This window comes from Delftia sp. PX-1 (assembly GCF_055797465.1).
In genome coordinates this window covers 1532949-1556906 of record NZ_CP184763.1, presented here as the reverse complement: position 1 = coordinate 1556906, position 23958 = coordinate 1532949, and the positions used below count along the sequence as shown (strand labels likewise).

General features: G+C 68.4%; 19 protein-coding genes and 1 other RNA gene. 10 read left to right on the top strand and 10 right to left on the bottom strand.

Annotated elements, in window-relative coordinates; translation table 11 throughout:
- Positions 1 to 27: 27 nt before the first annotated feature.
- The 6 genes from ACN20X_RS07150 to dapF all read right to left on the bottom strand — a co-directional run bounded on the left by ACN20X_RS07150 (position 28) and on the right by dapF (position 6806).
- A complete protein-coding gene (locus ACN20X_RS07150; RefSeq protein WP_016453128.1) occupies positions 28 to 1812 on the bottom strand; it encodes an STAS domain-containing protein in 1785 nt (594 codons plus the stop codon).
- A gap of 45 nt (positions 1813 to 1857) precedes the next feature.
- Positions 1858 to 2352 carry an RNA polymerase-binding protein DksA gene (gene dksA / locus ACN20X_RS07145; RefSeq protein ID WP_016448042.1) on the bottom strand — a complete coding sequence of 165 codons (495 nt, stop codon included), beginning with the start codon at positions 2350 to 2352 and terminating at the stop codon, positions 1858 to 1860.
- Between the two features lie 530 nt (positions 2353 to 2882).
- The gene (locus tag ACN20X_RS07140; RefSeq protein WP_016448043.1) at positions 2883 to 3998 is read right to left on the bottom strand and encodes a CobW family GTP-binding protein; all 1116 of its coding nucleotides are present in this window, start codon (positions 3996 to 3998) and stop codon (positions 2883 to 2885) included.
- A 134-nt stretch (positions 3999 to 4132) separates the two neighbouring features.
- Entirely contained in the window at positions 4133 to 5221 is a 1089-nt protein-coding gene (locus ACN20X_RS07135) for a tyrosine recombinase XerC (RefSeq protein WP_016453127.1), read from the bottom strand.
- Between the two features lie 14 nt (positions 5222 to 5235).
- Positions 5236 to 5949, bottom strand: coding sequence for a DUF484 family protein (locus ACN20X_RS07130; RefSeq protein WP_016448045.1), 714 nt, complete (start codon positions 5947 to 5949; stop codon positions 5236 to 5238).
- Complete coding sequence (gene dapF, locus ACN20X_RS07125; RefSeq protein ID WP_016448046.1) at positions 5946 to 6806, bottom strand: diaminopimelate epimerase; 861 nt, start codon at positions 6804 to 6806, stop codon at positions 5946 to 5948. Before dapF ends, ACN20X_RS07130 begins: the two co-directional genes overlap by 4 nt.
- Before the next feature lie 127 nt (positions 6807 to 6933).
- Here dapF and ACN20X_RS07120 point away from each other — a divergent pair, with 127 nt between their 5' ends.
- From ACN20X_RS07120 to ACN20X_RS07105, 4 genes are all read left to right on the top strand, one after another.
- Positions 6934 to 8604: an MBL fold metallo-hydrolase gene (locus tag ACN20X_RS07120; RefSeq protein ID WP_034347765.1), complete on the top strand. Its 1671-nt coding sequence runs from the start codon at positions 6934 to 6936 to the stop codon at positions 8602 to 8604.
- A 53-nt stretch (positions 8605 to 8657) separates the two neighbouring features.
- Complete coding sequence (locus ACN20X_RS07115; protein WP_012203381.1) at positions 8658 to 9401, top strand: pseudouridine synthase; 744 nt, start codon at positions 8658 to 8660, stop codon at positions 9399 to 9401.
- Between the two features lie 95 nt (positions 9402 to 9496).
- A complete protein-coding gene (locus ACN20X_RS07110) occupies positions 9497 to 10807 on the top strand; it encodes a sigma-70 family RNA polymerase sigma factor (RefSeq protein WP_016453125.1) in 1311 nt (436 codons plus the stop codon).
- A 146-nt stretch (positions 10808 to 10953) separates the two neighbouring features.
- Positions 10954 to 13428 carry a TonB-dependent siderophore receptor gene (locus ACN20X_RS07105; protein ID WP_016453124.1) on the top strand — a complete coding sequence of 825 codons (2475 nt, stop codon included), beginning with the start codon at positions 10954 to 10956 and terminating at the stop codon, positions 13426 to 13428.
- Between the two features lie 44 nt (positions 13429 to 13472).
- Here the strand turns inward: ACN20X_RS07105 and rnpB are convergent.
- Together rnpB and ACN20X_RS07095 are read right to left on the bottom strand one after the other, a co-directional pair.
- An RNA gene (gene rnpB / locus ACN20X_RS07100) (RNase P RNA component class A) lies at positions 13473 to 13905 on the bottom strand.
- Between the two features lie 56 nt (positions 13906 to 13961).
- Complete coding sequence (locus tag ACN20X_RS07095) at positions 13962 to 14756, bottom strand: AraC family transcriptional regulator (RefSeq protein WP_016453123.1); 795 nt, start codon at positions 14754 to 14756, stop codon at positions 13962 to 13964.
- 96 nt (positions 14757 to 14852) lie between these two features.
- Here ACN20X_RS07095 and ACN20X_RS07090 point away from each other — a divergent pair, with 96 nt between their 5' ends.
- The 4 genes from ACN20X_RS07090 (at position 14853) to ACN20X_RS07075 (ending at position 19549) form a co-directional block, all read left to right on the top strand.
- Positions 14853 to 15752: a DMT family transporter gene (locus tag ACN20X_RS07090; protein ID WP_012203377.1), complete on the top strand. Its 900-nt coding sequence runs from the start codon at positions 14853 to 14855 to the stop codon at positions 15750 to 15752.
- Positions 15753 to 16025: 273 nt separating this feature from the next.
- Entirely contained in the window at positions 16026 to 17345 is a 1320-nt protein-coding gene (locus ACN20X_RS07085; RefSeq protein WP_016453122.1) for an MFS transporter, read from the top strand.
- A gap of 105 nt (positions 17346 to 17450) precedes the next feature.
- Positions 17451 to 18128, top strand: coding sequence for a DUF2848 domain-containing protein (locus ACN20X_RS07080; RefSeq protein ID WP_016453121.1), 678 nt, complete (start codon positions 17451 to 17453; stop codon positions 18126 to 18128).
- A gap of 50 nt (positions 18129 to 18178) precedes the next feature.
- Positions 18179 to 19549 (top strand): amidase, encoded by a 1371-nt coding sequence (locus tag ACN20X_RS07075; RefSeq protein WP_016453120.1) that lies wholly within the window; start codon positions 18179 to 18181, stop codon positions 19547 to 19549.
- A 20-nt stretch (positions 19550 to 19569) separates the two neighbouring features.
- On the opposite strand, the gene ACN20X_RS07070 is transcribed toward ACN20X_RS07075, so the two are convergent.
- Complete coding sequence (locus ACN20X_RS07070) at positions 19570 to 20505, bottom strand: LysR family transcriptional regulator (RefSeq protein WP_016453119.1); 936 nt, start codon at positions 20503 to 20505, stop codon at positions 19570 to 19572.
- A 138-nt stretch (positions 20506 to 20643) separates the two neighbouring features.
- Here ACN20X_RS07070 and cysK point away from each other — a divergent pair, with 138 nt between their 5' ends.
- On the top strand, positions 20644 to 21561 hold the full coding sequence (gene cysK / locus ACN20X_RS07065) for a cysteine synthase A (RefSeq protein ID WP_016448056.1): 918 nt from the start codon (positions 20644 to 20646) through the stop codon (positions 21559 to 21561).
- 61 nt (positions 21562 to 21622) lie between these two features.
- Here the strand turns inward: cysK and ACN20X_RS07060 are convergent, their stop codons facing one another.
- Entirely contained in the window at positions 21623 to 22531 is a 909-nt protein-coding gene (locus ACN20X_RS07060; protein ID WP_473210398.1) for a LysR family transcriptional regulator, read from the bottom strand.
- Between the two features lie 105 nt (positions 22532 to 22636).
- On the opposite strand from ACN20X_RS07060, the gene ACN20X_RS07055 reads away from it, so the two are divergent.
- Complete coding sequence (locus ACN20X_RS07055; RefSeq protein ID WP_473210397.1) at positions 22637 to 23851, top strand: MFS transporter; 1215 nt, start codon at positions 22637 to 22639, stop codon at positions 23849 to 23851.
- The last annotated feature ends 107 nt before the right edge of the window (positions 23852 to 23958 follow it).

Below are 23958 nucleotides of genomic sequence, written 5' to 3'. Positions count from 1 at the left end.
CTCCAAAGAATGCCGCCGCTCGGCAGGTCAGTCCCGTCTCGGCGTTACCTGCGCATGCTCCTGGATGCCGATCACATTGAAGAATACGGCCACCAGCTGGTGCAGCTGGCCGAACTGCAGCACATGGCCCAGCGACTGCATGTGGGCCGCCCAGTTGAGCACGGAGCCGGCCGCCGCAAAGTCCATGCGCACCAGCTGGGTGCAGTCGATGAACACCGGCTCGCCCAGGCTGGCGCCTTCCTGCACCGGGTCCAGCCAGGTGGAGGCATCGCCTTCGATGGTGCCGGACAGCGCAAATCGCACGGTATCCGCCGGGGCGGCAGCGCCCGGCTGCACAGGGGCTTGTGCACCGCCGGACTCGACGGCTTGCGTCAGGCACTGGCAGACCGGGTCCGCCCAGGCAGGTGGCGAGACTTCGTAGGTCACGCAGTAGTCCAGGGCCACCAGCTCGAAATCATCCTGCCGGTTCATCAGGCGCAGCACGGCCATGCGCAGGCGCCACCACAGCGTATCCACAGCGGAGTCGCCCGAGGGAGCCAGCGCGCCCAGCAGCGCCTGCAGCCGGTCCGCGTTGAGCAGCACGAATACGCCCTGGGAATCGGCCCATTGCTGAAGCAGCGCCTCCAAGGCGGTGGCTGCCGCCTCGTCGATGTGGGTCACGGCAGCCCAGTCCAGGGTCCAGGGACCGGCGGCCTTGGCCTGGGAGGCCTTCAGCGCCGTGACGGCGCTGGGCGTGACCTGGGCGGGAGCGCTCCAGCGCCAGCCGCGCCCTGCCGCTGCGCCGGGAAGGGGCGCCATCGCGGCGGTGCGCTGCTGCGGCATCGCGAACCACTGGGGAGCGGAGCGGCCGAAGCGCGCCGCGAATTCAATGCCGGCCTTGTCGAACTGCAGCGGGCGATCGGCCGCGCGGTACAGGTCCAGCAAGGCCAGCCAGACCGGCAGCTGCGCAGGCACATCGCGCCGCTCGATCAGCTCCAGCATGCCCTGCTCGGCGCCGTCCACGTCGCCATTGGCAAAGAGGATGGCCGGCTCTTCGAGGTCGGGATCGTGCTCGAACACCACGAAGGATGGCGGCACCATGTCCATGGGCTGCGGGGCAGAGACCTCGGTGGCCGCGAAGGCGGGCAGGAAATCGGTCGCTCCCTCCAATGGCCGCAGGGGGCGGGCCATGGGCATGGAATCCATGAGGGGAGCCGTGGAGACGGACGGCACCTGCGGCGCAGGTGCCAGGCTCATGGGCAAGGTGGTGGCAAAGGCCGCCACATCGCCGGCCGAGGCGATGGCCGCAGGCACCACGTCGCTGAGCATGGGGATCTGGCCCGGCGGCGGCTGCTTGCGAAACGACGCCGGCGCGGGGTTGCCGCCAGCGGGCAGCGCCATGGGAATGGTGGTGGCGTCGGCCGCCTGCTTGCCCCGCCACCATTGCTGGGACATCTGGGCCTCGATCTCGTCGATCTTCTTGAGCGTGACGGCGCGCTCGCCGGAGGATTTGGAGCTCAGCAGGCTGCTGAGGAATTGCGAGCCCTGCGCAGCCGGTCCGGGCACGCCGACGCCGACAGATGCGCTGCCCGGCCGGGAGGCCTGTTGCAACTCGGCCTGGCGCAGGCGGCGCAACTGGTCGAATTCGCGCTTGCGTACGAAGTCGTTGCGGCGCTTGCGCTCGATCATTTCCTTGAGCGCCTGCTTGCTGTACTGGCTCTCCTGGTCAGCGTCGAGGCCGTCGAGATCGGACCAATTGACCGTCGGGTGGCGCACAAAGCGCACCACCTTGGACAATAACCCTCCCGATTTGCTGCTCTCTTCTTTTGCCATGGCGAATCAGATTAGCACCACCGTTCCGAAGGCCGTTGCCGCAACTCAATCTCCGTACATCTTCTGCTTGAGCTCGCGTCGCTGCTGGGCCTCCAGCGACAGCGTGGCCGTGGGACGGGCCAGCAGGCGGCCCACGCCGATGGGCTCGCCGGTTTCGTCGCAGTAGCCGTAGTCGCCTGCGTCGATGCGTGCAATGGATTGCTCGATCTTCTTGAGCAGCTTGCGCTCGCGGTCGCGGGTGCGCAGTTCCAGCGCGTGCTCTTCCTCGATGGTGGCGCGGTCGGCCGGATCGGGAACCACCACGGTGTCCTCGCGCAGGTTTTCTGCCGTCTCGCCCGCGTTGGTGTGCATGTCGTGCTTGAGAGTGAGCAGCTTCAGGCGGAAAAACGCCATCTGCTTCTCATTCATGTAGTCGTCATCGGACATGGCCAGCACTTCGGCATCCGTCAGCTCCTCCGCCGACTTGGTCTTCCAGGCATTGGCCAGCTTGGGGTCTCGTTTCGTCGATCCCGACGAAGGCGTTTGCGTAGTGGTAGGCATAGTGTTGGTTTCGCTAACTTAGTCCGAGCCGGGGGCATCGGACGGGGCCATGGATGGTACTGTCAATCGAGGCGCCCGGGTCGAATGCCATGTAGGACAGCCGATCGCCGCAGTTGCGGAACCTGCCGGCTTCCCCTTGCGGCGGGGTGCGGCAATCCAGGCCGTGCGGCGGCCGTGCGTGCAAAGAGCCCTTTTCCAGCCGGCGCGGGAGGCCAGGTCGACGACGCCGACCGCATTGCGGACCGCGGCCTTCTGGCTTGCAGCCGGGGCCTGGGCGGCCACTGACGGCTTCTTGCTGGATTCGGCGCTCACTTGCTGTCTCCTCACGGTATGGGCGACCCCTGCGGGGCAGTCCATTGGGCTTGGGGGCTCTCTTCAGGGGCGCGATTGTATCGATGCTCTACAGGAGCGCAAGCCGTTGCACATACCCCACATGAAAGCAGAGGAACCGCCTGCAGATGCGGGCGGCTCCTGCGTCAATCAGATGTCAGCAAAAACCATGTGATTCCTCACAAAAGTTCACAGACGGCTCAGACCAGGCACTGCTCCAGGCCCTGCAGGAAGATGTCCTGGGGCAGGTCGATGCCGATGAAGACCATCTTGCTCTGGCGCTTTTCGTCTTCGGCCCATTGCGGTCCCAGGTCGCTGCCCATGAGCTGGTGCACCCCCTGGAAGATGACCTTGCGCTCCGTGCCCTGCATGTTCAGCACGCCCTTGTAGCGCAGCATGCGCGGGCCATAGATGTTGACGATGGCGCCCAGGAAGTCCTCCAGGCGGGCAGGGTCGAACGCGCGGTCGGCACGGTAGACGAAGCTCTTGACGTCGTCATCGTGGTGATGGTGGTGAGGATGATTGCAGTGTTCGCCGTGCTCGTGATCATGGGCGTGGCTGTGGGCGTGGTCGTGCCCGCAGTTCTCGTCATGCTCGTGGTCATGGCTGCAGTGCTCGCCATGCTCGTGCTTGTGATCATGGCCGTGGTCGTGATCGTCTTCCTTGAGGAAGTCGGGATCGATGTCCAGCTTGGCATTGAGGTTGAAGCCACGCAGGTCGAAGACTTCGTTCAGGGGCACTTCGCCGAAATGCACGGCGCGGATGGGCGCGCGCGGATTCATGTGCTTGAGGCGGTGGATGAGCGCGTTCTTCTCGTCCTCGCTGACCAGGTCGGTCTTGGACAGGAAGAGCTGGTCGGCAAAGCCGACCTGGCGGCGCGCTTCCTGGCGGTCGTCCAGCTGCTGGTTGGCGTGCTTGGCGTCGACCAGGGTCAGGATGGAGTCGATGAGATAGGTCTCGGCGATCTCGTCGTCCATGAAGAAGGTCTGGGCGACGGGACCGGGATCGGCCAGGCCCGTGGTCTCGATCACGATGCGGTCGAACTCCACCAGGCCCTTTCGGCGCTTGGAGGCCAGCAGCTGCAGGGTCTCGCGCAGGTCTTCGCGGATGGTGCAGCAGATGCAGCCGTTGCTCATCTGCAGGATCTGCTCTTTGGACTCCGTCTTGAGAATGTCGGTGTCGATGTTTTCCTCGCCGAACTCGTTCTCGATCACGGCGATCTTCATGCCGTGGGACTCGCTGAGCACGCGCTTGAGCAGCGTGGTCTTGCCCGAGCCCAGGAAGCCGGTAAGGATGGTGACGGGAATCAGTGCCATGGGATTGCTTTCAGAAAATTCAGCAAAGGGAAGCGGCAAGGCCCGTCCACCATGGACGGGCCTTGTCGAAAAGACGTTCCGAATAAGTTTAGCGAGCCTGTCAAGTGCTGTTTTGCCAGAGGGCTTGGCCTTTTTTATTCGAGGTTGTCCTTTTCAGGGGTTTCGCCGATTTCGCCGACTTGCCTGCTGTCGCCGCTCTTGCGGCGCGCGCGCGGGTGGGCGCTCTCGTAGGCCTGGGCCAGATGCTGGAAATCCAGGCGCGTGTAAATCTGCGTGGTCGAGATGCTGGCGTGGCCCAGCAGCTCCTGCACGGCGCGCAAATCGCCACTGGACTGCAGCATGTGGCTGGCGAACGAATGCCGCAGCACATGGGGATGGACACCGGCCGAAAGGCCGGCCTGCTGCCCGCGCTGGCGCAGCCGCGCCCAGACCGACTGCGCGCCAAGGCGCTCGCCGCGCCGGCCGATGAAAAGGGCGGGTTCGTGTTGCGCAGCCTGCGCGGCCGCACCCGCAAGACCCGTTTCCCGAAGGGCCAGCCAGCGCTGCAGCGCCTGCAGCGCGGCCGCTCCCACGGGCACGGTGCGGCGCTTGCCGCCCTTGCCCTGCACGTGGGCGTCGGCGGACTGCAGGTCTATCCAGCCACGGCCCTGGCGCTGCGTGTCCTGGCCGGGCGCCACGTCCAGCCCCACCAGTTCGCCCACGCGCAGGCCGCAGCTGTACAGCAATTCGGTGATGGCGGCGTCGCGCGCCTCGATCCAGGGGTCGGCATCGGCGTTGCTGAAGGCGGCCAGTTGCACGGCGTCATCCACGCCCAATGCCTTGGGCAGGGGTTTGGGGGCCTTGGGGCCGCGCACGCCCTCCACAGGATTGAAAGGCACCAGCGACTGCTGGGCCGCCCAGCGGAAGAAGCTGCGCCAGCCAGACAGGATGAGCGCAATGCCGCGCGGGCTGCGGCCCCGGGAATGCATCCGGGCCACGAAACGGCGGATGTGGGCGGGCTGCAGCGCCAGCAGATCCAGGCCGGCGTCGCGGGCCATGGCGCACAGCCTGGCCATGTCCAGCGCATAGAGCTCGCAGGTGCGGTCGGCCAGGCGCTTTTGCACGCGCACATGCTCCAGATAGGCATGGACGGCGGAGGGGAGCAGCGCCAGGTCCTCTGCCTCCAGATCCTCTGCCGGAAGGCCGCCTTCCGGGAGCCCGTCCCTGTCCGATGCCCCCGGCATGGGCTTTCAGCCGATCAGCCGCGCGCCAGGGTCAGCGCCACGGGCCGCATGCGCGAGAGGGCCGCGCTGGCCAGGGCCGCGATGCGCGAGAGGAATTCCGTGCCCATGGTGGCCTCGAAGCGCAGCGGATCGGGCGAACCCAGGACCAGCATGCCGAAGGCATGGGCCGGGTTGCCGGGGTCGCCATCGTGCAGGGTGAGCAGGGCCAGGGACTGGGCCGCGTCGGGATCGACCAGCCAGCCGCCGGGCTCGAAGCCCATGTTGGGGCCGCAAAACGGCATGGTCAGCGAGGCAGCGAAGGACTTGGCATCGTCGCTGACGCCCATGGTGTAGATGCTGCTGGTCTGCGCGCCGGAGACGTTCCACAGGCGCAGGGCCACCTGGGGCACCTCGAAGACATGCTGCAGGCTGGCCGTGAGCGCGTGGGGCAGTTCGCGCAGGTCCTGGACCTTGGCCAGGGCGCAGCTCCAGGCGTGCAGCTTGTCGGCGATGGAGGCGTTCTCGCTGCTGTGCCGCATCATGTCCATGATGCGGTGCTCCAGGCCCTTGATCTTCTCGCGCAGCATCTCGGCCTGGCGTTCCTGCAGACTGACGGTGCGCGGGCTGTGGCTGCTGACCAGCTGCACGCGCGCGAGCATCTCGGCGTGGCGCTCGAAGAATTCCGGATGGTTCAGCAGGTAGTCGGCAATCGTCTCTTCGGTGACGGCGATATCGGTAGTGCTGTTCATGGCTGGTCGGGAACCTCGATCTGTCCTTCAAAAACAAACTCTGCGGGGCCGGTCATGCGCACTGCGCCGCCGTCCCACTCGATGGTCAGCCGGCCGCCGCGGGTGTGCACATCGACGCGCGCGTCGAGCAGCCCCCAGCGGATGCCGGCCACCACGGCCGCGCAGGCGCCCGTGCCGCAGGCCAGCGTCTCGCCGGCACCGCGCTCGTACACACGCAGCCGGATCTGGCCGCGATCGACGATCTGCATGAATCCCGCATTGACGCGCTGGGGAAAGCGCGCATGGCGCTCGATCAGCGGGCCCCAGGTGGCCACGGGCGCATGGTCCACATCGTCCACCAGCTGCACCGCATGCGGGTTGCCCATGGAAACGGGGGCGATCCAGACCGTGGCTTCGTCGCCCAGCTGCAGGGGCCATTGCTGCGCCGCACCCAGCGGGCGGGGAACCAGGCCTGCACCATCGAAGGGCACCAGGGCGGGCTCCAGCACGGGCTGGCCCATGTCCACGGTGACGCGGCCATCGGCATGCAGCTCGGGGGCGATGAGGCCGGCCAGCGTCTGCACGCGGATGACGGACTTGTCCGTCAGTCCCTTGTCGTGCACATAGCGGGCAAAGCAGCGCGCGCCGTTGCCGCACTGCTCGACCTCGCCGCCGTCGGCGTTGTGGATCACGTATTCGAAGTCGATGCCTTCGGCGGGCGAGGGCCGCACCGTGAGGATCTGGTCGGCGCCCACGCCGAATTGGCGGTGGGCCAGAAAGCGGTACTGGGCTGCGCTCAGGCCCAGCGGGCCGGCGGTTTCGTCAAGGACCACGAAATCGTTGCCAGCGCCCTGCATCTTGGTAAAGCGGATCTGCATCCCGCGATTATCCCCTGCACGGCAGCCTCATGGCGCAATCCGGGGCATGCCCTGGTGCAGAGCGCCATCCAGCCGCCTGCGTCTCCGGCGCAACAGCACGATGCAGGTCCATCCGCATAATGCCCCCATGACCCGCCCCAGCCAGCTCCTGCACCCCCAGCGCCAGCCCGTAGACACGCTCAAGGCCTCCACCGTTTTGCTGATGCGCGACCGCGCCGGTGGCAGCGGACTGGAGGTGCTCATGACAAGGCGCTCGCCCAAGGCCAGCTTCGTGCCCAGCGCCTATGTCTTCCCGGGCGGCGGCATCGAGGCCCAGGACGCCGCCGACGCCGCCCATGCCTGCGCCAGCACCCGCCCCGCGCAGGCCGGCGATGGCCTGCGCGTCACCCAGGCCATCGCCGGCCTGCGCGAGACTTTCGAGGAGCTCGGCATTTTGCTGGCCCACGATGCCCAGGGCCGACCGGTATCGGCCGCCGAGCTGGCCACGCTGGACCGCAATGCTCCCCTGGTTCCCCAGTGCGAGGCACGCGGCCTGCGCCTGGCCGTGGATGCGCTGTGGTACCTGGCCCACTGGACGGCCGACCGCGACCTGCCCCGGCGCTTCGATGTGCCTTTCTTCGTGGCGCGCATGCCCGAAGGCCAGGAGCCTGACGCCGACGGATCGGAACAGTTCGAGCCCATCTGGGTGAGCCCCCAGCAAGCGCTGGAGCGCCACCGCGCCGGTAGCTTTCCCATGATCTTTCCCACCATCCGCACGCTGGACCGGCTCAGCCGCTTCGCGGGCACCGATGCCGTGTTCGCCGCCCTGCAAGGCGAGCGTCCGCTGTGGCAGTGCTGCCCGCGCACCGGCTTTCTCAATGGCAAGGAAGCCCGCCACATGGAGGACGAGGCCCCCTTCGGCGAGCTGGAAATGGTCTGCCCGGACGGCCAGATCCTGCACACGCTGGACTGGCAGAGCGAGCGCGCCGTACCCCTGCGCAAGAACCTGCTGCGCCTGACGGCCCCCAACCCCGGCGTGATGACCGGCCCCGGCACCAACAGCTATCTGTTGGGCGATGCCGCCACGGGCTACATCTGCATCGATCCCGGCCCGGCCGACGCCGCCCATGTGCAGCGCCTGTTCGAGGCGGCCGGCGGCGACATACGCCACATCCTGTGCACCCACTCCCACGCCGACCATTCGCCGGGCGCAGCCCTGCTGCAGGCGCTGGCGGTGCAGGCCGGCAAACCACGCCCGGCCATCGGCGGCCTGCCTTCGGCACCCACGGCCCGGCCGGCCAGCCGCTTCACGCCAGACCACGTGCTGGCAGATGGCCAGCGCATCGCCGTGCAGGATGCGCAAGGCACCGTCACCCACACGCTGCAGGCCGTGTTCACGCCGGGCCATGCGGCCAACCACGTGTGCTTTCTGCTGGAGGAAGATGCCCTGCTGTTCAGCGGCGACCACATCCTCAACGGCAGCACCACCATCATCGATCCGCCCGACGGCAACATGCGCGAGTACATCGATTCGCTGGACAGGCTGGACGCGCTGTGCGCCGCGCACGATGCGCGCTTCATCCTGCCGGCCCATGGCTATGTGCTGGGCTTTGCGCGCCAGGCGATTGCCAGACTCAAGGCCCACCGGCTGGCGCGCGAGGCCAAGGTGCTGGCCGCCATGCAAAGACAGCCCGACGGCAGCGTGCAGGACTGGGTGCGCCTGGCCTATGACGACGCCCCGCCGCAGTTGTGGCCGATTGCCGAGCGCTCGCTGCTGGCGCATGTGGAGCGCATCCGTGCGCTGTGCGGACGGCAATGACCGGCAATGACCGACGACGCGCGTGGGGCCTGGTATCTGGTTAAGCTGCGCGCATGTCTGAATCTGAAAGCGTTCGCCTGGCCAAGCGCCTGGCCGAACAGGAACAATGCTCGCGCCGCGAGGCCGAGCTGCATATCACCGCCGGCAACGTCCAGGTGGACGGCAAGGTCGTGCAACTGCCCGAGACGCGCGTGCGCCCCGAGCAGCAGGTCACGCTGCGCAGCGGCGCCCAGCCCGAGGCCGTGCCGCCCGTCACCCTGCTGATGAACAAGCCTGCGGGCTATACCCAGGGCCGGCCCTATGGCCGGGTGCGCAGCGCCCACTCCCTGCTGGGCGAAGCCAGCATGGCCCAGGTGGACACGCCCATGCCGCTGCTGGTGCTGGCCCAGCACTTCAAGAACCTGGAATCCTTCCTGCCCCTGCCGCTGCCGGCCAGCGGCCTCATCGTCTACACCCAGGACAAGCGCGTGGCGCGCAAGCTGGGGGAGGAAGGCATGTGGCTGGAGCAGGAATGCATCGTCGGCGTCGAGGGCCAGATCCACGAGGACGGCCTGGAGCTGATGAAGGCCGGCCTGCCGATCGGCAAGCGCCAGCTGCCGCCCTGCCGCGTGAGCTGGCAGAACGAGAACCACCTGCGCTTTGCGCTCAAGGGCATCGCCCCCGACGAGATCGACGCCATGTGCACCGAAGTGGGCCTGCGCGTGGTCAGCCTGCGCCGCCTGCGCATTGGCCGCCTCTCTCTGGCCAAGGTGCCCGAAGGCCAGTGGCGCTACCTGATGCCCTGGGAGCGGTTCTAGGCCGGCATTGCCGGGTGCGCGGCGGGCAGCACATTCGGCAAATGAGAATCATTTCATAGAATGCGGGATTCCCGTGCTGCCTTCGGGCCTCCCGCATGCCTGCGCCCGCCTCTTACTCCTCTTCCCTGCTGAGCACCTTCCAGGACAGCTACCACGAGCTGGTGCGCTTCGTGGCGCGCCGCGCCGGCCCGCAGGCAGCGCGTGACCTGGTGCATGACGCCTGGATACGCCTGGCCGAACGCCAGCGCGGCGAAAGCGATGCGCCCGCCGCGCCGGACAGTCCGCCAGGCGCCAGCCGCGCCTATCTCTACGCGGTGATGGAGAACATCGCCATCGACCACCTGCGCCATGGCCAGCGCACGGCCGAGCGCTTTGACACCAGCGCGAGGGAAGGCGAGCCGCCCTCCCCCCTCAGCCCCGATGTGGCCGACACCCATTCCTACCGCCAGGCCCTGGCCGGGGTCGAAGGCGCCCTGGCGCAGTTGCCGGCGCGCTGCCGCGACATCTTCCTGGCCGACCGCATCGAGGGCGCCTCGCATGCCGAGCTGGCCGAGCGCCACGGCGTCTCGGTCAAAACCGTGGAACGCGAGGTCATGCGCGCCATGGACAGCGTGGAAGCCTCGCTGCACCGCTGGCGCGGAGACACCGCCGCACCCGCACCACGCACGGGCCGCCGCCGCGCCCTGTCCACCCTGCTGGGGATGGCGGGCCTGGGTGTCGGCAGCCCGGCGATCTGGCTGGCCTGGCGCCAGTGGATGCCGCAGTACCAGGTGCGGCTGGCCACGGCCACCGGCCGCCTGCTGAACCAGCCCCTGCCCGACGGCAGCACCCTGACGCTGGACGCCGCCAGCCGCGCCGAGGTGGATTTCTACGCCACGCGCCGCCAGGTGCGGCTGCTGGCCGGCAGCGCCTTCTTCGCCGTGGCGCGCGACACGGAACGGCCCTTCGTGGTCCAGGCGGCGGACGTACAGGTCACCGTGCTGGGCACGCGCTTCGAGGTGGCGCTGGAGGACGATGCGGTGCTGGTCGCCGTCGATGCGGGCCGCGTGCAGGTGCGCGACGGCAGCGGCGCCCGGCATGCACTGGGCGCAGGCCAGATGCTGCGCCTGGCGCCAGGCCAGACGGCCGCCGTGCAAACGGTTGCGGCAGTGGCCGCCTGGCGCGAGGGCTGGCTGGACTTCCAGAACACGCCGCTGGCCGAGGTGGTCCGGCGCCTGGAGCGCTACAGCCTGCAGCCACTGCGCGTGGAGCCCGACGCCGCCGCCCTGCCCGTGCTGGGGCGCGTGCGCATTGCGGCGGCCCAGGGCTGGCTGCGCATGCTCCCGCGCACCCTGCCGGTCAGCGTGCAGGAAGAGGAACAGGGCCCGGGAAGCGGGCGCACTCTGGTCATCCGCCGCCGCAGCTGATGCGCCCATAGCCCCGGAATGCACGTCGCATGCGCACCAGGCATGAGGGAATGCCTGCGCCCGTTCGTATAGGCATGAGGACCCGGGAACGCGACGCATTCGCAGCCCGGGAATCGCCATTGCCCAGATCCGCCACGGGACCTTCCATGTCTTCATTCCCCTCCAAACCTTCCCGCCTTGCCCGCCACCATGCCGTTGCCGCGGGCATCGCGCTGCTGGCCGTGCAGCTGTCTCCAGCCGCTCTGGCCCAGGCAGCACCGGCCCCGGCCACGGCCGCCAGCACCGACTTCCACATTCCCGCCCAGCCGCTGGACCAGGCGCTGGCCCAACTGGCCCGCCAGGCCGGCCTGCAGCTGCTGGCCGCGCCAGAACTGGTGCAGGGCCGCCGTGCGCCCGCCGTGGAAGGGCGCCTGAGCACCGCCGCCGCCGTGGCCCGGCTGCTGCGCGGCAGCGGGCTGGAAGGCCATGTGAGCCAGGGCACGCTGGTGGTGGAAAAGCCCGCCGGCACCGTGGCCCTGCCCGAAGTCACGGTGTCCGCCGTGGGCGAGACCACGACCACCGAGGGCTCGGGCTCCTACACCACGGGGCTGATGAGCACCTCGACCAAGCTGCCGCTGTCCATCCGCGAGACGCCCCAGTCCCTCACCGTGGTCACGCGCCAGAAGATGGACGACCAGGGCATGCTGTCCATCGACGACGTGGCCAACAGCGCCACCGGCATCACCATCAACCGCTGGAGCGACGACCGGGCGCGCTACTTCTCGCGCGGGTTCGTGATCGGCTCCTTCCTGCAGGACGGCGTGCCCGTCTCGTATGAAACCGACACCTCCACCTACGACACCATGGCCATGTACGACCACGTGGAAGTGGTGCGCGGCCCCACGGGGCTGATGACGGGCGTGGGCGACCCTTCGGGCACCATCAACTTCGTGCGCAAGCGCGCGCCGCGCACCACCCAGCGCTCGGTCACCCTGCGCGGCGGCAGCTGGAACCAGGCCGTGGGCGAGGTCGATGTGGGCGGCGCCCTCAACGAGGACGGTTCGGCACGCGGGCGTGTGGTGGCCTCGGACCAGTCGCGTGACCACTTCATTGATGGCTACAGCAGCCGCCGCCAGCTGCTGTACGGCACCGCCGAGTTCGACCTGGGCCGCGACACCACGCTGAGCGTGGGCGGCTCCTATGTGAACGAAGACAACCCCGGCTCGCAATGGATGGGCGTGCCCATGGGCTTCGATGGCTCCTTCCTCGACATTGCGCGATCCAGGCGTTTCTCGCCCTCCTGGAGCAAATGGGACAAGAAGGAGGTCAGCCTGTTCGCCGACCTGGAGCACCGCTTCGACAACGGCTGGAAGGCCAGGCTGGCCGCGCGCGCCCTGCAGGCCCAGTCCGCGCTGGACGGCGCCTACCTGGTCTCGGGCGGCCTGGACGACCAGGGCCGCACGCGCTACGACGTGGCCGGCGGCCTGTACGACTACGACAAGCGCCAGCTCAGCCTCGATGCCTCGGCCCAGGGCCCCGTGCGCCTGTTCGGCCGCGAGCATGACCTGGCCTTCGGCCTCAGCCGACGCACCATCCGCTGGAGCGACCAGGGCTACAGCTACCTGTCGCCCACGGGGGAATGGCTGATCGCCAATGGCGTCGATCCCTATACCTGGAACCCCGACTCGCTGGACCGCTCCGGCCTGCTGGCCGAAGACCTGTGGACGCGCCGCCAGAAGACCACGCTGACCTCGGCCTATGCCACGGGCCGCTTCCTTCTGGCCGAGCCGCTGAACCTGATCGCCGGCGCGCGCCTGGACTGGTACGACTTCACCAACGCCCAGCGCCAGGGCAGCTGGAGCCGGGAGCGCGAATTCAGCGAGAAAGCCCATGCCACACCCTATGCCGCGCTGACCTATGACATCAACAAGACCTACTCGGCCTATGCCAGCTACACCAGCATCTTCCGGCCGCAGGATTTTCTGGATGTCTCGGGCAGCATGCTGGCGCCGGTGGAGGGCCGCAACTTCGAGCTGGGCCTCAAGGGCAGCTACCTGGACGAGCGCGTGAACCTGGCCGTTGCCGTGTTCAACACCACGCAGGACAACCTGCCCCAGGCCATCGCGGACATCAACTCCTGCACGGTGAAGACCAATTGCTACCGCTCCGTCGGCAAGGTCAGGAGCAAGGGGCTGGACGTGGACATCAGCGGCGAGATCCTGCCGCGCCTGAACGCCGGCCTTGGCTATACCTTCACCCAGGCCGAGATCGCCAGCGACAGCACCGAAGGCGCCAAGGGCGCGCCCTATGCCAGCTACACACCGCGCCACCAGCTCAAGCTGTCGGCCATGTACCACCTGGGCGGCGAGCTGGGCGCATGGCGCGTGGGCGGCGGCCTGCGCTACCAGAGCCGCACCACGTCCGAGTCGCTGACCAGCGCCGAGGGCTATGCAATCCGCCAGCCCGCCCATGCCGTGGCCGACCTGGTCATCGGCTATCGGGTGAACCGGCAGCTGGACCTGCAGATGAACATCAGCAACCTGTTCGACCGCCGCTATTTCGAGACCCTGGGCACGAACAACGGCGGCAACTATTTCGGCGTGCCGCGCAGGCTGCTGCTGACGGCCAAATACCAGTTCTGAACCGCCCATGAAAATGCCCCGCCGGTGGCGGGGCATGAAAGAAAGTGTGAAGCGCGCCGATAAGCCGGATTCTGTGCACGCGGTTGCCCGCATGTGACCGCCATTAATCTGGGCCGGGCGTCGCCGCCCGGCTCGGTGCTACCTACCCGCACACTCCGGGGGCCCCGTCAACGTGTGCCTACTTGGTATTGCTGCGCGTAGAGATTGCCCGTTTCACCCGGGGACGCGTTCCGCGTCCCCGGGTGGCTATGGGGCCCAGGCTTTCGCCTGGGCGTCTGGCTTGCGCCATCCGTCGCCAGCTTGCGCTGGCCCCCCATAGAACACCAAGTTGGCGGCACATGTCCCCGACTCGTCTCTGTTGCTCTGATCCTCACCTCACGGTGGACAGCCGTTAGCTGCTACGCTGCCCTGTGCAGTCCGGACGTTCCTCCAGTGCCGTGTTTCCACGATTGCACCAGCGGCGGTCTGGCGTGCTTCACGGGCGGCATTATCTCGCGGCTGGGGCCGGGCTGCAGGCAGATGGCGCAACAGCCTCACGGCGGCATGCAGAACTCGCGGCGGAATTGTTCGGGTGAGGTGCCGGCCTCGCGCTGGAACATGGCGATGAAGGCCGAGGGCGTGCTGTAGCCCAGGTCATAGGCGATCTGCTGCACGCTCAGGCCGGCCTCCAGCGCATCGATGGCCAGCAGGTAGCGCATGCGCTGGCGCCATTCGCCCAGGCCCATGCCCAGTTCGCGCTGGCAGTGGCGCGCCAGGGTGCGCTCGGTCATGTGCACGCTGGCGGCCCATTGGGCCAGGCTGCGGTGGTCCTCGGGCGCAGCGCGCATGCGGGTCAGCACTTCGACCAGGGCCGGGTGTTCGGCGGCCGGCAGATAGCCGGGCTCCACGGGAACGGCCCGCAACTGGTCGTAGAGCACACGGGCCAGGCGCAGGTCGGCGTCGGTGGCGGGAATGTGCACGTCGCGCACGGCAAAGTCGGCCAGGATGGCCTTGACGATGGCGCCGATGCGCATGGAGCACGGCTGCGCCGGCAGCTCCCTGCACAGCGCAGGCGCCAGGTAGACCGAGCGGTAGACCACGGCGTGCGCCACATGGCAGCTGTGCACCACGCCGGGCGGCACCCAGACGCCGTACTGCGGCGGCGAGACCCAGCGCTGGCCTGCCGTGTCCATGCACATGCTGCCGTGGGGCGTGTAGTTCAGGTGACCCCAGCTGTGGCTGTGCGGCGGCACCTCGGTGTCGGCGCCGAATTCGTCGTAGCGGAAGTAGTACTCGCCCGGCACATCCTCGACGTTCTGGATGCGCATGGGCTTGCTGGGACGGGGCATGGCGGATGGTCCGGGTTGCGCTATCGATTGTCCGAAACCAGGGATGCACTCCAAGTCGGACAGAACGATCATAGGACCAGTCTTAGGAGTCTTCCAATGGGGTCTTACCTTTTCCCTTTGATCGCCGTGCTCATCTGGTCGGTCAATACCGTGGTCAGCAAGATGGCGGCCGACAGCATCGGCGCGGCCGAGATCGGCTTCTACCGCTGGCTGGTGGCGGCCGTGCTGTTCACGCCTTTCCTTTTGCCGTCCATCTGGCGCCAGCGCGCCGACATCCGGCCGCTGCTGCCGCGCCTCATCGTGCTGGGGATGCTGGGCATGGTGATCTACCAGAGCCTGGCCTATTACGCGGCCCATATGACATCGGCCACGCACATGGGCCTGATCGGCTCGCTCACGCCCATGATGGTGCTGGGCCTGTCCACCGCCATGCTGGGCCAGGCGTTGAGCCGGGGCGCCGTGCTGGGCTGCGTGCTGGCGATTGCGGGCGTGGCCCTGGTGGTGTCTTCGGGGCAGCCTGCCACCTTGCTCACCCAGGGCCTCAATGGCGGCGATGCGCTGATGTTCGTGGCCATGCTGGCCTATGCGGTCTACAACATCCTGCTCAAGCGCTGGCCCATGCCGCGCCTGGCCACGGTGCAACTGCTGTACCTGCAGATCCTGGTGGCCGTGATCGCGCAGCTGCCGCTGTTCCTGATGGCGCCGCGCACGGGGCTGAACGCGACCAACCTGCCGCTGGTGGGCTTTGCGGGCATCATGGCCTCCATCGCCGCGCCGCTGCTGTGGATGATGTCGGTGGCGCGCATCGGCCCGGGCCGCTCCAGCATGTTCTTCAACCTGGTACCCATCTTCACGGCCGTGATCGCCTTCATGGCATTGGGTGAGCCCCTGGCGGCCTATCACGCCGTGGGCGGCGTGCTGACCATTGGCGGCCTGCTGCTGGCCGAGCTGTGGAAGCAGCCTTTGCGCGCACCGCGTGCCGCAGCCACCGCCTGAAAAATCAGGGTTTTCCCGAGCGCAAATGGTGCACGCATGCTGCATGCCGGTGCGGCGCCCGCACCAGCTCTGCCCATAAGAATTTGCATTCAGGCCTGCTCATAATTTCTTGTTGGACAGCCCTGTCCCGCCTTTCGATACTGCCGCCACAGGAACAGCTCCAGACGCCTGGCCGGTCTCACTGCAGACCCGCCAGCGCCTGAAGCCCCTAAGACACACGGGCCCCGCCCCGGTCCGTGTGCCCGCTGCACCGTCGAAGACAGGAGACACCCCATGAGCAGTCCGGCATCCGCCGCACATTCCCCCGCCCACGGCGCCGGCCAGGCATCGCCGCCCGACATGGACGCCACCTACCGCAAGATCGCCTGGCGCCTGATCCCTTTTCTGGTCCTGCTCTTCATCCTGGCCTGGATAGACCGCGTCAACGTCGGTTTCGCCAAGCTGCAGATGCTGGACGACCTGCAGTTCAGCGAGGCCATCTACGGCCTGGGTGCCGGCATCTTCTTCATCGGCTACTTTCTGTTCGAAGTGCCCAGCAACCTGCTGCTGGAGAAGATCGGCGCGCGCAAGACGCTGGCGCGCATCACCATCCTGTGGGGCGCGGCCTCCATGGCCATGGCCTACGTGACCACGCCCACCATGTTCTACGTGCTGCGCTTCGTGCTGGGCGTGGTGGAGGCCGGCTTCTTCCCCGGCGTGGTGCTGTACCTGACCTACTGGTTCCCGGCCCGCCACCGGGCGCGCGTCAACGGCCTGTTCATGACCTCGTTCGCCATTGCGGGCGCGGTGGGCGGCCCGATTGCGGGCGCCATCATGAATGGCATGCAGGGCGTGGGCCATCTGTCCAACTGGCAGTGGCTGTTCATCCTGGAAGGCATTCCCTCGGTGATCGCCGGCTTCTTCGTGCTGCTGTACCTGCCCGAGAAGCCCGCCAACGCCAGGTGGCTGAGCGCGGCCGAGCAGCGCGCCGTGACCGCCGCCGTGGAGGCCGAGAACCAGGGCGGCCACAAGCATGTGTCCTTCCTGGACGCCTGCCGCAACTACCGCGTGTGGCTGTGCGCCGCCGTGTATTTCTGCATCGTCAGCGGCAACGCCACCATCGCGTTCTGGTCGCCGTCCATCATCAAGGAGATCGGCATCCAGAACACGCTGCAGATCGGCCTGATCTCGGCCATTCCCTTCCTGGCCGGCACGCTGGCCATGGTCTGGAACGGCATGCATTCGGACAAGACCGGCGAGCGCCGCATGCACTGCGCCCTGTCCGCGCTGATCGCGGCGGCGGGCCTGATCCTCACGGGCCTGTTCCTGCACAACGCCGTGCTCGCCCTGTGCGCGCTGACGCTGGCCTCCATCGGCATCCTCGCGGCCTTTCCCGTGTTCTGGTCGATTCCTGCCGCCTTCCTGGCCGGCACGGCGGCGGCCGGCGGCATTGCGCTGATCAACTCCATCGGCAACCTGGCCGGCTTCGTGGCGCCCTACATGATCGGCGCGCTCAAGACCAGCACGGGATCGCTGTCCTCGGGCCTGTACTTCGTGGCAGCCCTCGAATTCCTGGCGGCCTTCCTGGTCGTGCTCTTCGTCAGGAAGCAGTGAGGCCTGCGCGTGCGGTGCCGCTCCACGCCCTCCGCACGCCACAGCCTGACTTCCGCGTTTTCTCACCGGGGCCCGCGGCCCCGAATTCCCCCTGGATCGCCTGCCATGCAACTGCAGTTCACCACCCCCGAAGGCCAGACCTTCGCCTCTGAATTCGACACCCTCATCGTCGCCGGCTGGGCCGGCCGCGACCGCGATGCCATCGAGCACCACATCGAGGAGCTGGCCGCCATCGGCATCCCGCGCCCCAGCGCCGTGCCGCTGTACTACCGCATCTCCAGCAACCAGCTGAGCCAGCACAGCGCGCTGCAGGTGCTGGGCCCGGACTCCTCGGGAGAGGTCGAGGTCTTCGTGTTCACGCACGAAGGCGAGATGTTCGTGAGCCTGGCCTCCGACCACACGGACCGCAAGCTGGAAGCCTACAGCGTGGCCTTTTCCAAGCAGGCCTGCGTCAAGCCCGTGGCCACCCAGGCCTGGCGCTTTGCCGACGTGGCCGGCCACTGGGATGAGCTGGTCGTGCGCTCGTGGATCGTGGAAGACGGCCGCGAGGTGCTCTACCAGGAAGGCACGCTGGCCAGCCTGCGCACGCCCCAGGACCTGATCGCAGGCTTCACGGGCGGCAAGGATCTGCTGCCCGCAGGCTGCGGCATGACCTGCGGCACGGTGGGCGCCATCGGCGGCATCCGCCCCTCGACGCAGTTCTCCATGGAGCTGTACGATCCCCGCAGCCAGCGTTCCATCCGCCACAGCTACCGCAGCGAACTGCTGGACGTCGTGGCCTGAGCCGCGACTCCGATCCGCCCACGCCCGCCTTCACCCACAGGACTTCCCACATGACCCAAGCCCTCCCCCTGCCCAGCCTGGAACTGGCATCACAGCGCCTGCATGGCGGCGAAACCACCTCGGTGCAGCTGACCGAGCAGGCCCTGGCCCGCACCATGTCGGGGGAAGGCCCCAAGGTGTTCACGCGCGTGTTCCAGGGCGCGGCCCTGGCCGAGGCCCGCGCCAGCGACGTGCTGCGTGCGGCCGGCCTGGCGCGCTCGCCCATCGAGGGCCTGCCGGTCTCGGTCAAGGACCTGTTCGACATCGCCGGCTTTCCCACGCTGGGCGGCTCGCGCCTGCTGGCCGACGCACCGCCCGCGCAGCGCACGGCCGAAGTGGTGCAGCGCCTGCGCCAGGCCGGCGCCGTCATCGTGGGCACGACCAACATGACCGAGTTCGCCTACTCCGGCCTGGGCATCAACCCGCACTACGGCACGCCGCGCAATCCCTGGCAGCGTGACGAGGACGGCGGCCGCATCCCGGGCGGCTCGTCCTCGGGCGCGGCCATCTCGGTCACCGACGGCATGGCCATGGCGGCCATCGGCTCGGACACGGGCGGCTCGGTGCGCATTCCTTCGGCGCTGTGCGGGCTCACGGGCTTCAAGCCCACGGCGCGCCGCGTGAGCATGGAAGGCGTGCTGCCGCTGTCGGCCAACCTGGACTCCATCGGCCCGCTGGCCCCCAGCGTGCGCTGCTGCGCCACGCTGGACGCCATCCTCTCCGGCGAGCCGCTGGGCGAGCTGCATGCCGCGCCGCTGCAGGGCCTGCGCCTGCTGGCACCCACCAACGTGGTGCTGGACGGCATGGACGCCACCGTGGCCGCCGCCTGGGAGCGCGCCCTGTCCCTGCTGTCGCAGGCGGGCGCCCACATCACCCATGCCGTGGTCGCGCCCTTCGGCGAGCTGGCCGACATCAATTCCAAGGGCGGCTTCACGGCCGCCGAGGCCTGGGCCTGGCACCGCCAGCACATCGCCACGCGCCTGTCCGAGTACGACCCGCGCGTGGGCACGCGCATCCTGCGCGGCAAGGACATCAGCGCGGCCGACTACATCGACCTGCTGGCACGCCGCAGGCAGTGGATTGCCGCCGTGAGCGCCCAGATGGCCGACCATGACCTGATCGTCATGCCCACCGTGCCCGTGGTCGCCCCGAAGATCGCCGACCTCACGCAGAGCGACGAGGCCTACTTCGGCGCCAACGGCCTGATCCTGCGCAACCCCACGCTGATCAACTTCCTCGACGGCTGCGCCATCTCCCTGCCCTGCCACCGCGCAGGCGAGGCGCCCGTGGGCCTGAGCCTGGCCGGCCTCGGCGGGCAGGACCGGCGACTGCTGTCCGTGGCCCTGGCCGTGGAGCAGCTGCTGGCTTCGGCGCAGGGCTGATCGACCAGACGGCCTCGGGCCTAGCCGCCCAGGCCGCTGCCCGGCAGCCGCGCCACGGCCTGGCCGTGGTTCAGCGCAAAGGCGGCGGCGGTCTCCTCGGCCGCGCGCGCCACCACTTCGGTCAGCGGGTTCTGGTGGTCATTGCGGTAGCAGGCCACCAGCGGCAGCGAGGGGAACTCACGGTCCACGCGCAGCAGGCGCAGGCGCTGCTCGGCCAGCTCGCGCTGGATGATGGCCGGCGGCACGGCGGCCACGCCCAGGCCGTCGCAGACCACGCGGATCATGGTGGCCACCGAGGCAATGCAGTTCAGGTGCACCGAGGCACTGCTTTCGGTGGAGAACAGCTGCTCGATCACCGCATAGGGCTCGGAGCCGCGCGCAAAGCACATGATGGGAAAGGCCGCCAGCTCGGCCAGGCTCAGGGTCTCGTCGCCGATGCCCAGCTTGGGGCTGCCCACCCAGGCCATGGGAAATTCACCCAGCGACAGATGGCCCACGCCGGCCGCCGTCACGGGCTTGGCCTGCAGCGACAGGTCCAGCTGCCCCTTCACCAATTGCTCGGACATGTGCATCGTGGTGTCGCAGGCGATCTCCACCTGCAGGCGCGGATAGCGCTGCTGCAGCAGCGCCAGGAAATCGGGAAACCAGCTGTGCACGATGGACTCGATGGCGCCGATGCGGATCACGCCCGCATAGGCCTGCTTGTCCAGCATGTCCTCGCGCATCTCGCGCATGAGGCGCAGCATGCGCTCGGCATGGACCAGGGCCTTGGCGCCGTCGGCCGTGAGCGTGACCTCGCGCACGCCACGGTCGAACAGGCGCACGCCGAACTCCTGCTCCAGCGTGGCGATGCGGCTGGAGACGGCGGCCTGCGTGGTGTACAGCCGCTCGGCCGTCATGCGGAAATTGCGCAGCTCGGCCAGCAGCACAAAGGTTTCCAGGAACCGTAGATTCATGCGGCGATGTTAGCCGTCCAGGCCATATCGATATAGCCCATGCATGGAACGCCTGCGTGCACAATGCTCCGTGACCGCGCACGCTGGCTGCGCAACACCCCGACTGTCCAACCACCACCCCAAAATCGCGGAGGTCCGATGAGAGCTGACAACATCCTGCAAACGATTGGCAACACGCCCCACGTGCGCATCAACCGCCTGTTCGGCGCCGGTGCCAATGTGTGGATCAAGTCCGAGCGCGGCAACCCCGGCGGCTCCATCAAGGACCGCATCGCGCTGGCCATGGTCGAGGACGCCGAGAAGTCCGGCGCCCTGAAGCCCGGCGGCACCATCATCGAGCCCACCAGCGGCAACACCGGCGTGGGCCTGGCCCTGGTGGCCGCTGTCAAGGGCTACAAGCTGGTGCTGGTCATGCCCGAGAGCATGAGCATCGAGCGCCGCCGCCTGATGCTGGCCTACGGCGCCAGCTTCGACCTCACGCCCAAGGAAAAGGGCATGAAGGGCGCCATCGCCCGCGCCCAGGAACTGGCCAGCCAGACGCCTGGCGCCTGGATTCCGCAGCAGTTCGAGAACCCCGCCAACATCGATGTGCACGTGCGCACCACCGCCCAGGAAATCCTGGCCGACTTCCCCGAAGGCCTGGATGTGCTGATCACCGGCGTGGGCACGGGCGGCCACCTGACCGGCGTGGCGCGGGTGCTCAAGGCCCAATTCCCCCAGCTCAAGGTCTTCGCCGTGGAGCCTGCCGCATCGCCCGTGATCTCGGGCGGCCAGCCCTCGCCCCACCCCATCCAGGGCATTGGCGCAGGCTTCGTGCCCAAGAACCTGGACACCAGCCTGCTGGACGGCGTGATCCAGGTCGAAGCCGAACCCGCGCGCGAGTACGCACGCCGCTCGGCCCGCGAGGAAGGCATCCTGGTCGGCATCTCCTCGGGCGCCACCCTGGCCGCCATTGCGCAAAAGCTGCCCGAGCTGCCCGCAGGCGCCAAGGTGCTGGGCTTCAACTACGACACGGGCGAGCGCTACCTGTCGGTGGAAGGCTTCCTGCCGGCCTGACCGCCCTGCCCCCTGAACAAGCCAAAGGCCCTTCGCGGGCCTTTTGTCATGGCAGAGCCGTTCAGATCGTCAGGCCCTGAGCCAGGTGCCGCAGCAGCGCATCCACCTTGGGCAGCAACTGGCGGCTGCGCGGCCAGACCAGGTGCAGCGGCAGGCCATCGACTTCGGCGCCGGGCAGCAGCCGCAGCAGGTGGCCATCGCGCAGCGGCGCCTCAACCATCCACGTGGCCAGTTGGGCGATGCCGCAGCCCGCCATCACGGCAGCCACCACCGCTTCGCCATCGCCCAGCACCATGCGCGGCTGCACCGCAATGGCGCCGGCACTGCTCTGCCATGCACTCATGCCTGCATCGGTCTTTCCATAGGCCACGGCATCATGGCCGGCCAGTGCCTGCAGGCTGTCAGGCGCTCCGCGCCGCTCCAGATACGCAGGCGATGCGCAGAACACCAGCCGCTCCCGCCCCAGCAGACGCTGGCCCAGTCCCGCAGGCAGCTGCACGCTGCCGCCTATGCGCACGGCCACGTCGATGCCTTCGTCCACCACGTCCACGAAGCGGTCCGTGAACGACACCTGGGGCTGCACCGCCGCATGGCGCTGTGCAAACTCCAGCAGCAGCGGCATCACCTTCATCCGTCCGTACAGCGCCGGCAGGTCCACGCGCAGCCTGCCTGCGGGCTCCAGGTGCTCGGCGGCCAGCACCTGCTCGGCCGACTCCAGCTCGCCCAGCACGCGCACACAGGTGCGGTAGAAGGCCTCGCCGGCATCGGTCAGCCGCAGCCGCCGCGTCGTACGTTCAAACAGGCGCGTCGCCAGCCGGGCTTCCAGCCGGGCCACGGCCTTGCCCACGGCCGAGCCTGTCAGGTGCAGCCGCTCGGCAGCAGCCGTGAAACTGCCCGCGTCTGCGGTACAGACAAAGGCCTCGATGCCCTTGAGACGCTCCGAAGGAAACATGGCGATGGCGGCTTTCATTCAAGAATCAATTTCCAGTATCTGCAGAAAATTCATCCGAGATAAGAATTCACATCTTAAATAAGCTCGCGGGCCTGTTGTTTCTTTTCCCCGGAGTCTTTGCGCATGTCCCCTGCCCCATCCCTGAACCGCGATGCCCGCCCCTCCATTCCTGCCACCCAAGGCAAGGCCGCCACCGCCGTGCTGGCGGTGGCGGCTTTCGTCATCGTCACAACGGAGTTCCTGATCGTCGGCCTGCTGCCGGCGCTGGCGCGCGACCTGGGCACCAGCGCTGCGGCGGCCGGCCAGCTGGTCACGCTGTTCGCCCTGGTCGTGGCGCTGGCCGGTCCGCCGCTCACGGCCTGGCTGGCACCGGTGGGCCGCAAGCGCCTGTTCGTGGCCATTGCCCTGCTGTTTGCGGGCTCCAACGCGCTGGCGGCCGTGGCGCCCAGCCTGGGCGTGCTGGCACTGGCGCGCCTGCTGCCGGCCATGGCGCTGCCGGTGTTCTGGGGCACGGCCAGCGAAACCGCTGCGCAACTGGCAGGACCGTCACGCGCAGGCCGTGCCGTGGCCAGCGTCTACCTGGGCATTTCTGCGGCGCTGCTGCTGGGCATTCCCCTGGGCACGCTGGCCGCCGATGCCGTGGGCTGGCGCGGCGCCTTCGGCCTGCTGGCCCTGCTGTCGCTGCTGGTGGCCCTGGCCCTGCAATGGAAGATGCCGGCGCTTGAAGGCGCGCCCCGCATGCCCCTGGCGCAGCAGTTGCGCGTGTTGCGCACTCCCCGGTTCCTGGCGCAGATTGCGCTGTCGGTGCTGGTCTTCACGGCCATGTTCACGGCCTATACCTATCTGGCCGAAATCCTGGAGCGCGCCGCCGGCGTGGCACCCGCACGCGTGGGCTGGTGGCTGATGGGATTTGGCGCCGTCGGCCTGGCCGGCAACTGGCTGGGCGGGCGCTGGGCCGAGCGCCACGCGCTGAGAGTCACAGCGGCCCTGTGCCTGGTACTGGCCCTGGGCATGGCGGCCACCGTGCAGCTGGCCCAGGCCCTGCCCTGGCTGGTGGTCGCGCTGGCCGTCTGGGGCGTGGCCAACACGGCCCTGTACCCGGTCTGCCAGATCCGCGTCATGCAATCCGCACCCCAGGCGCAGGCCCTGGCGGGCACGGCCAATGTCTCGGCCGCCAATGCCGGCATTGCGCTGGGTGCCCTTTTGGGCGGATGGGCACTGCAGACCGCAGGCCCTCTGTCCACGGGCCGGGTTGCCGCCGGCCTGGCCATGCTGGCGGCCGTGGCGGCGCGGTGCATGGCACGCTCGGGGCGAGCAAGGCACGCGCACTGCGCATGATCCACTCCATGAAGAGCCAGGGCCGGCAATCGCAGCGGCGTGCATTGTTGCTGGCCGCTGCATGCTGCGTTGTCTGCTCGCGCACAAAGTGAACCGCCTCGGGCCTG

Excerpts from the sequence above, each read along its gene's own strand:
- ACN20X_RS07150 (WP_016453128.1), bottom strand. The coding sequence starts at position 1,812 with ATGGCAAAAGAAGAGAGCAGCAAATCGGGAGGGTTATTGTCCAAGGTG.
- dksA (WP_016448042.1), bottom strand. The coding sequence starts at position 2,352 with ATGCCTACCACTACGCAAACGCCTTCGTCGGGATCGACGAAACGAGAC.
- ACN20X_RS07140 (WP_016448043.1), bottom strand. The coding sequence starts at position 3,998 with ATGGCACTGATTCCCGTCACCATCCTTACCGGCTTCCTGGGCTCGGGC.
- ACN20X_RS07135 (WP_016453127.1), bottom strand. The coding sequence starts at position 5,221 with ATGCCGGGGGCATCGGACAGGGACGGGCTCCCGGAAGGCGGCCTTCCG.
- ACN20X_RS07130 (WP_016448045.1), bottom strand. The coding sequence starts at position 5,949 with ATGAACAGCACTACCGATATCGCCGTCACCGAAGAGACGATTGCCGAC.
- dapF (WP_016448046.1), bottom strand. The coding sequence starts at position 6,806 with ATGCAGATCCGCTTTACCAAGATGCAGGGCGCTGGCAACGATTTCGTG.
- ACN20X_RS07120 (WP_034347765.1), top strand. The coding sequence starts at position 6,934 with ATGACCCGCCCCAGCCAGCTCCTGCACCCCCAGCGCCAGCCCGTAGAC.
- ACN20X_RS07115 (WP_012203381.1), top strand. The coding sequence starts at position 8,658 with ATGTCTGAATCTGAAAGCGTTCGCCTGGCCAAGCGCCTGGCCGAACAG.
- ACN20X_RS07110 (WP_016453125.1), top strand. The coding sequence starts at position 9,497 with ATGCCTGCGCCCGCCTCTTACTCCTCTTCCCTGCTGAGCACCTTCCAG.
- ACN20X_RS07105 (WP_016453124.1), top strand. The coding sequence starts at position 10,954 with ATGTCTTCATTCCCCTCCAAACCTTCCCGCCTTGCCCGCCACCATGCC.
- ACN20X_RS07095 (WP_016453123.1), bottom strand. The coding sequence starts at position 14,756 with ATGCCCCGTCCCAGCAAGCCCATGCGCATCCAGAACGTCGAGGATGTG.
- ACN20X_RS07090 (WP_012203377.1), top strand. The coding sequence starts at position 14,853 with ATGGGGTCTTACCTTTTCCCTTTGATCGCCGTGCTCATCTGGTCGGTC.
- ACN20X_RS07085 (WP_016453122.1), top strand. The coding sequence starts at position 16,026 with ATGAGCAGTCCGGCATCCGCCGCACATTCCCCCGCCCACGGCGCCGGC.
- ACN20X_RS07080 (WP_016453121.1), top strand. The coding sequence starts at position 17,451 with ATGCAACTGCAGTTCACCACCCCCGAAGGCCAGACCTTCGCCTCTGAA.
- ACN20X_RS07075 (WP_016453120.1), top strand. The coding sequence starts at position 18,179 with ATGACCCAAGCCCTCCCCCTGCCCAGCCTGGAACTGGCATCACAGCGC.
- ACN20X_RS07070 (WP_016453119.1), bottom strand. The coding sequence starts at position 20,505 with ATGAATCTACGGTTCCTGGAAACCTTTGTGCTGCTGGCCGAGCTGCGC.
- cysK (WP_016448056.1), top strand. The coding sequence starts at position 20,644 with ATGAGAGCTGACAACATCCTGCAAACGATTGGCAACACGCCCCACGTG.
- ACN20X_RS07060 (WP_473210398.1), bottom strand. The coding sequence starts at position 22,531 with ATGAAAGCCGCCATCGCCATGTTTCCTTCGGAGCGTCTCAAGGGCATC.
- ACN20X_RS07055 (WP_473210397.1), top strand. The coding sequence starts at position 22,637 with ATGTCCCCTGCCCCATCCCTGAACCGCGATGCCCGCCCCTCCATTCCT.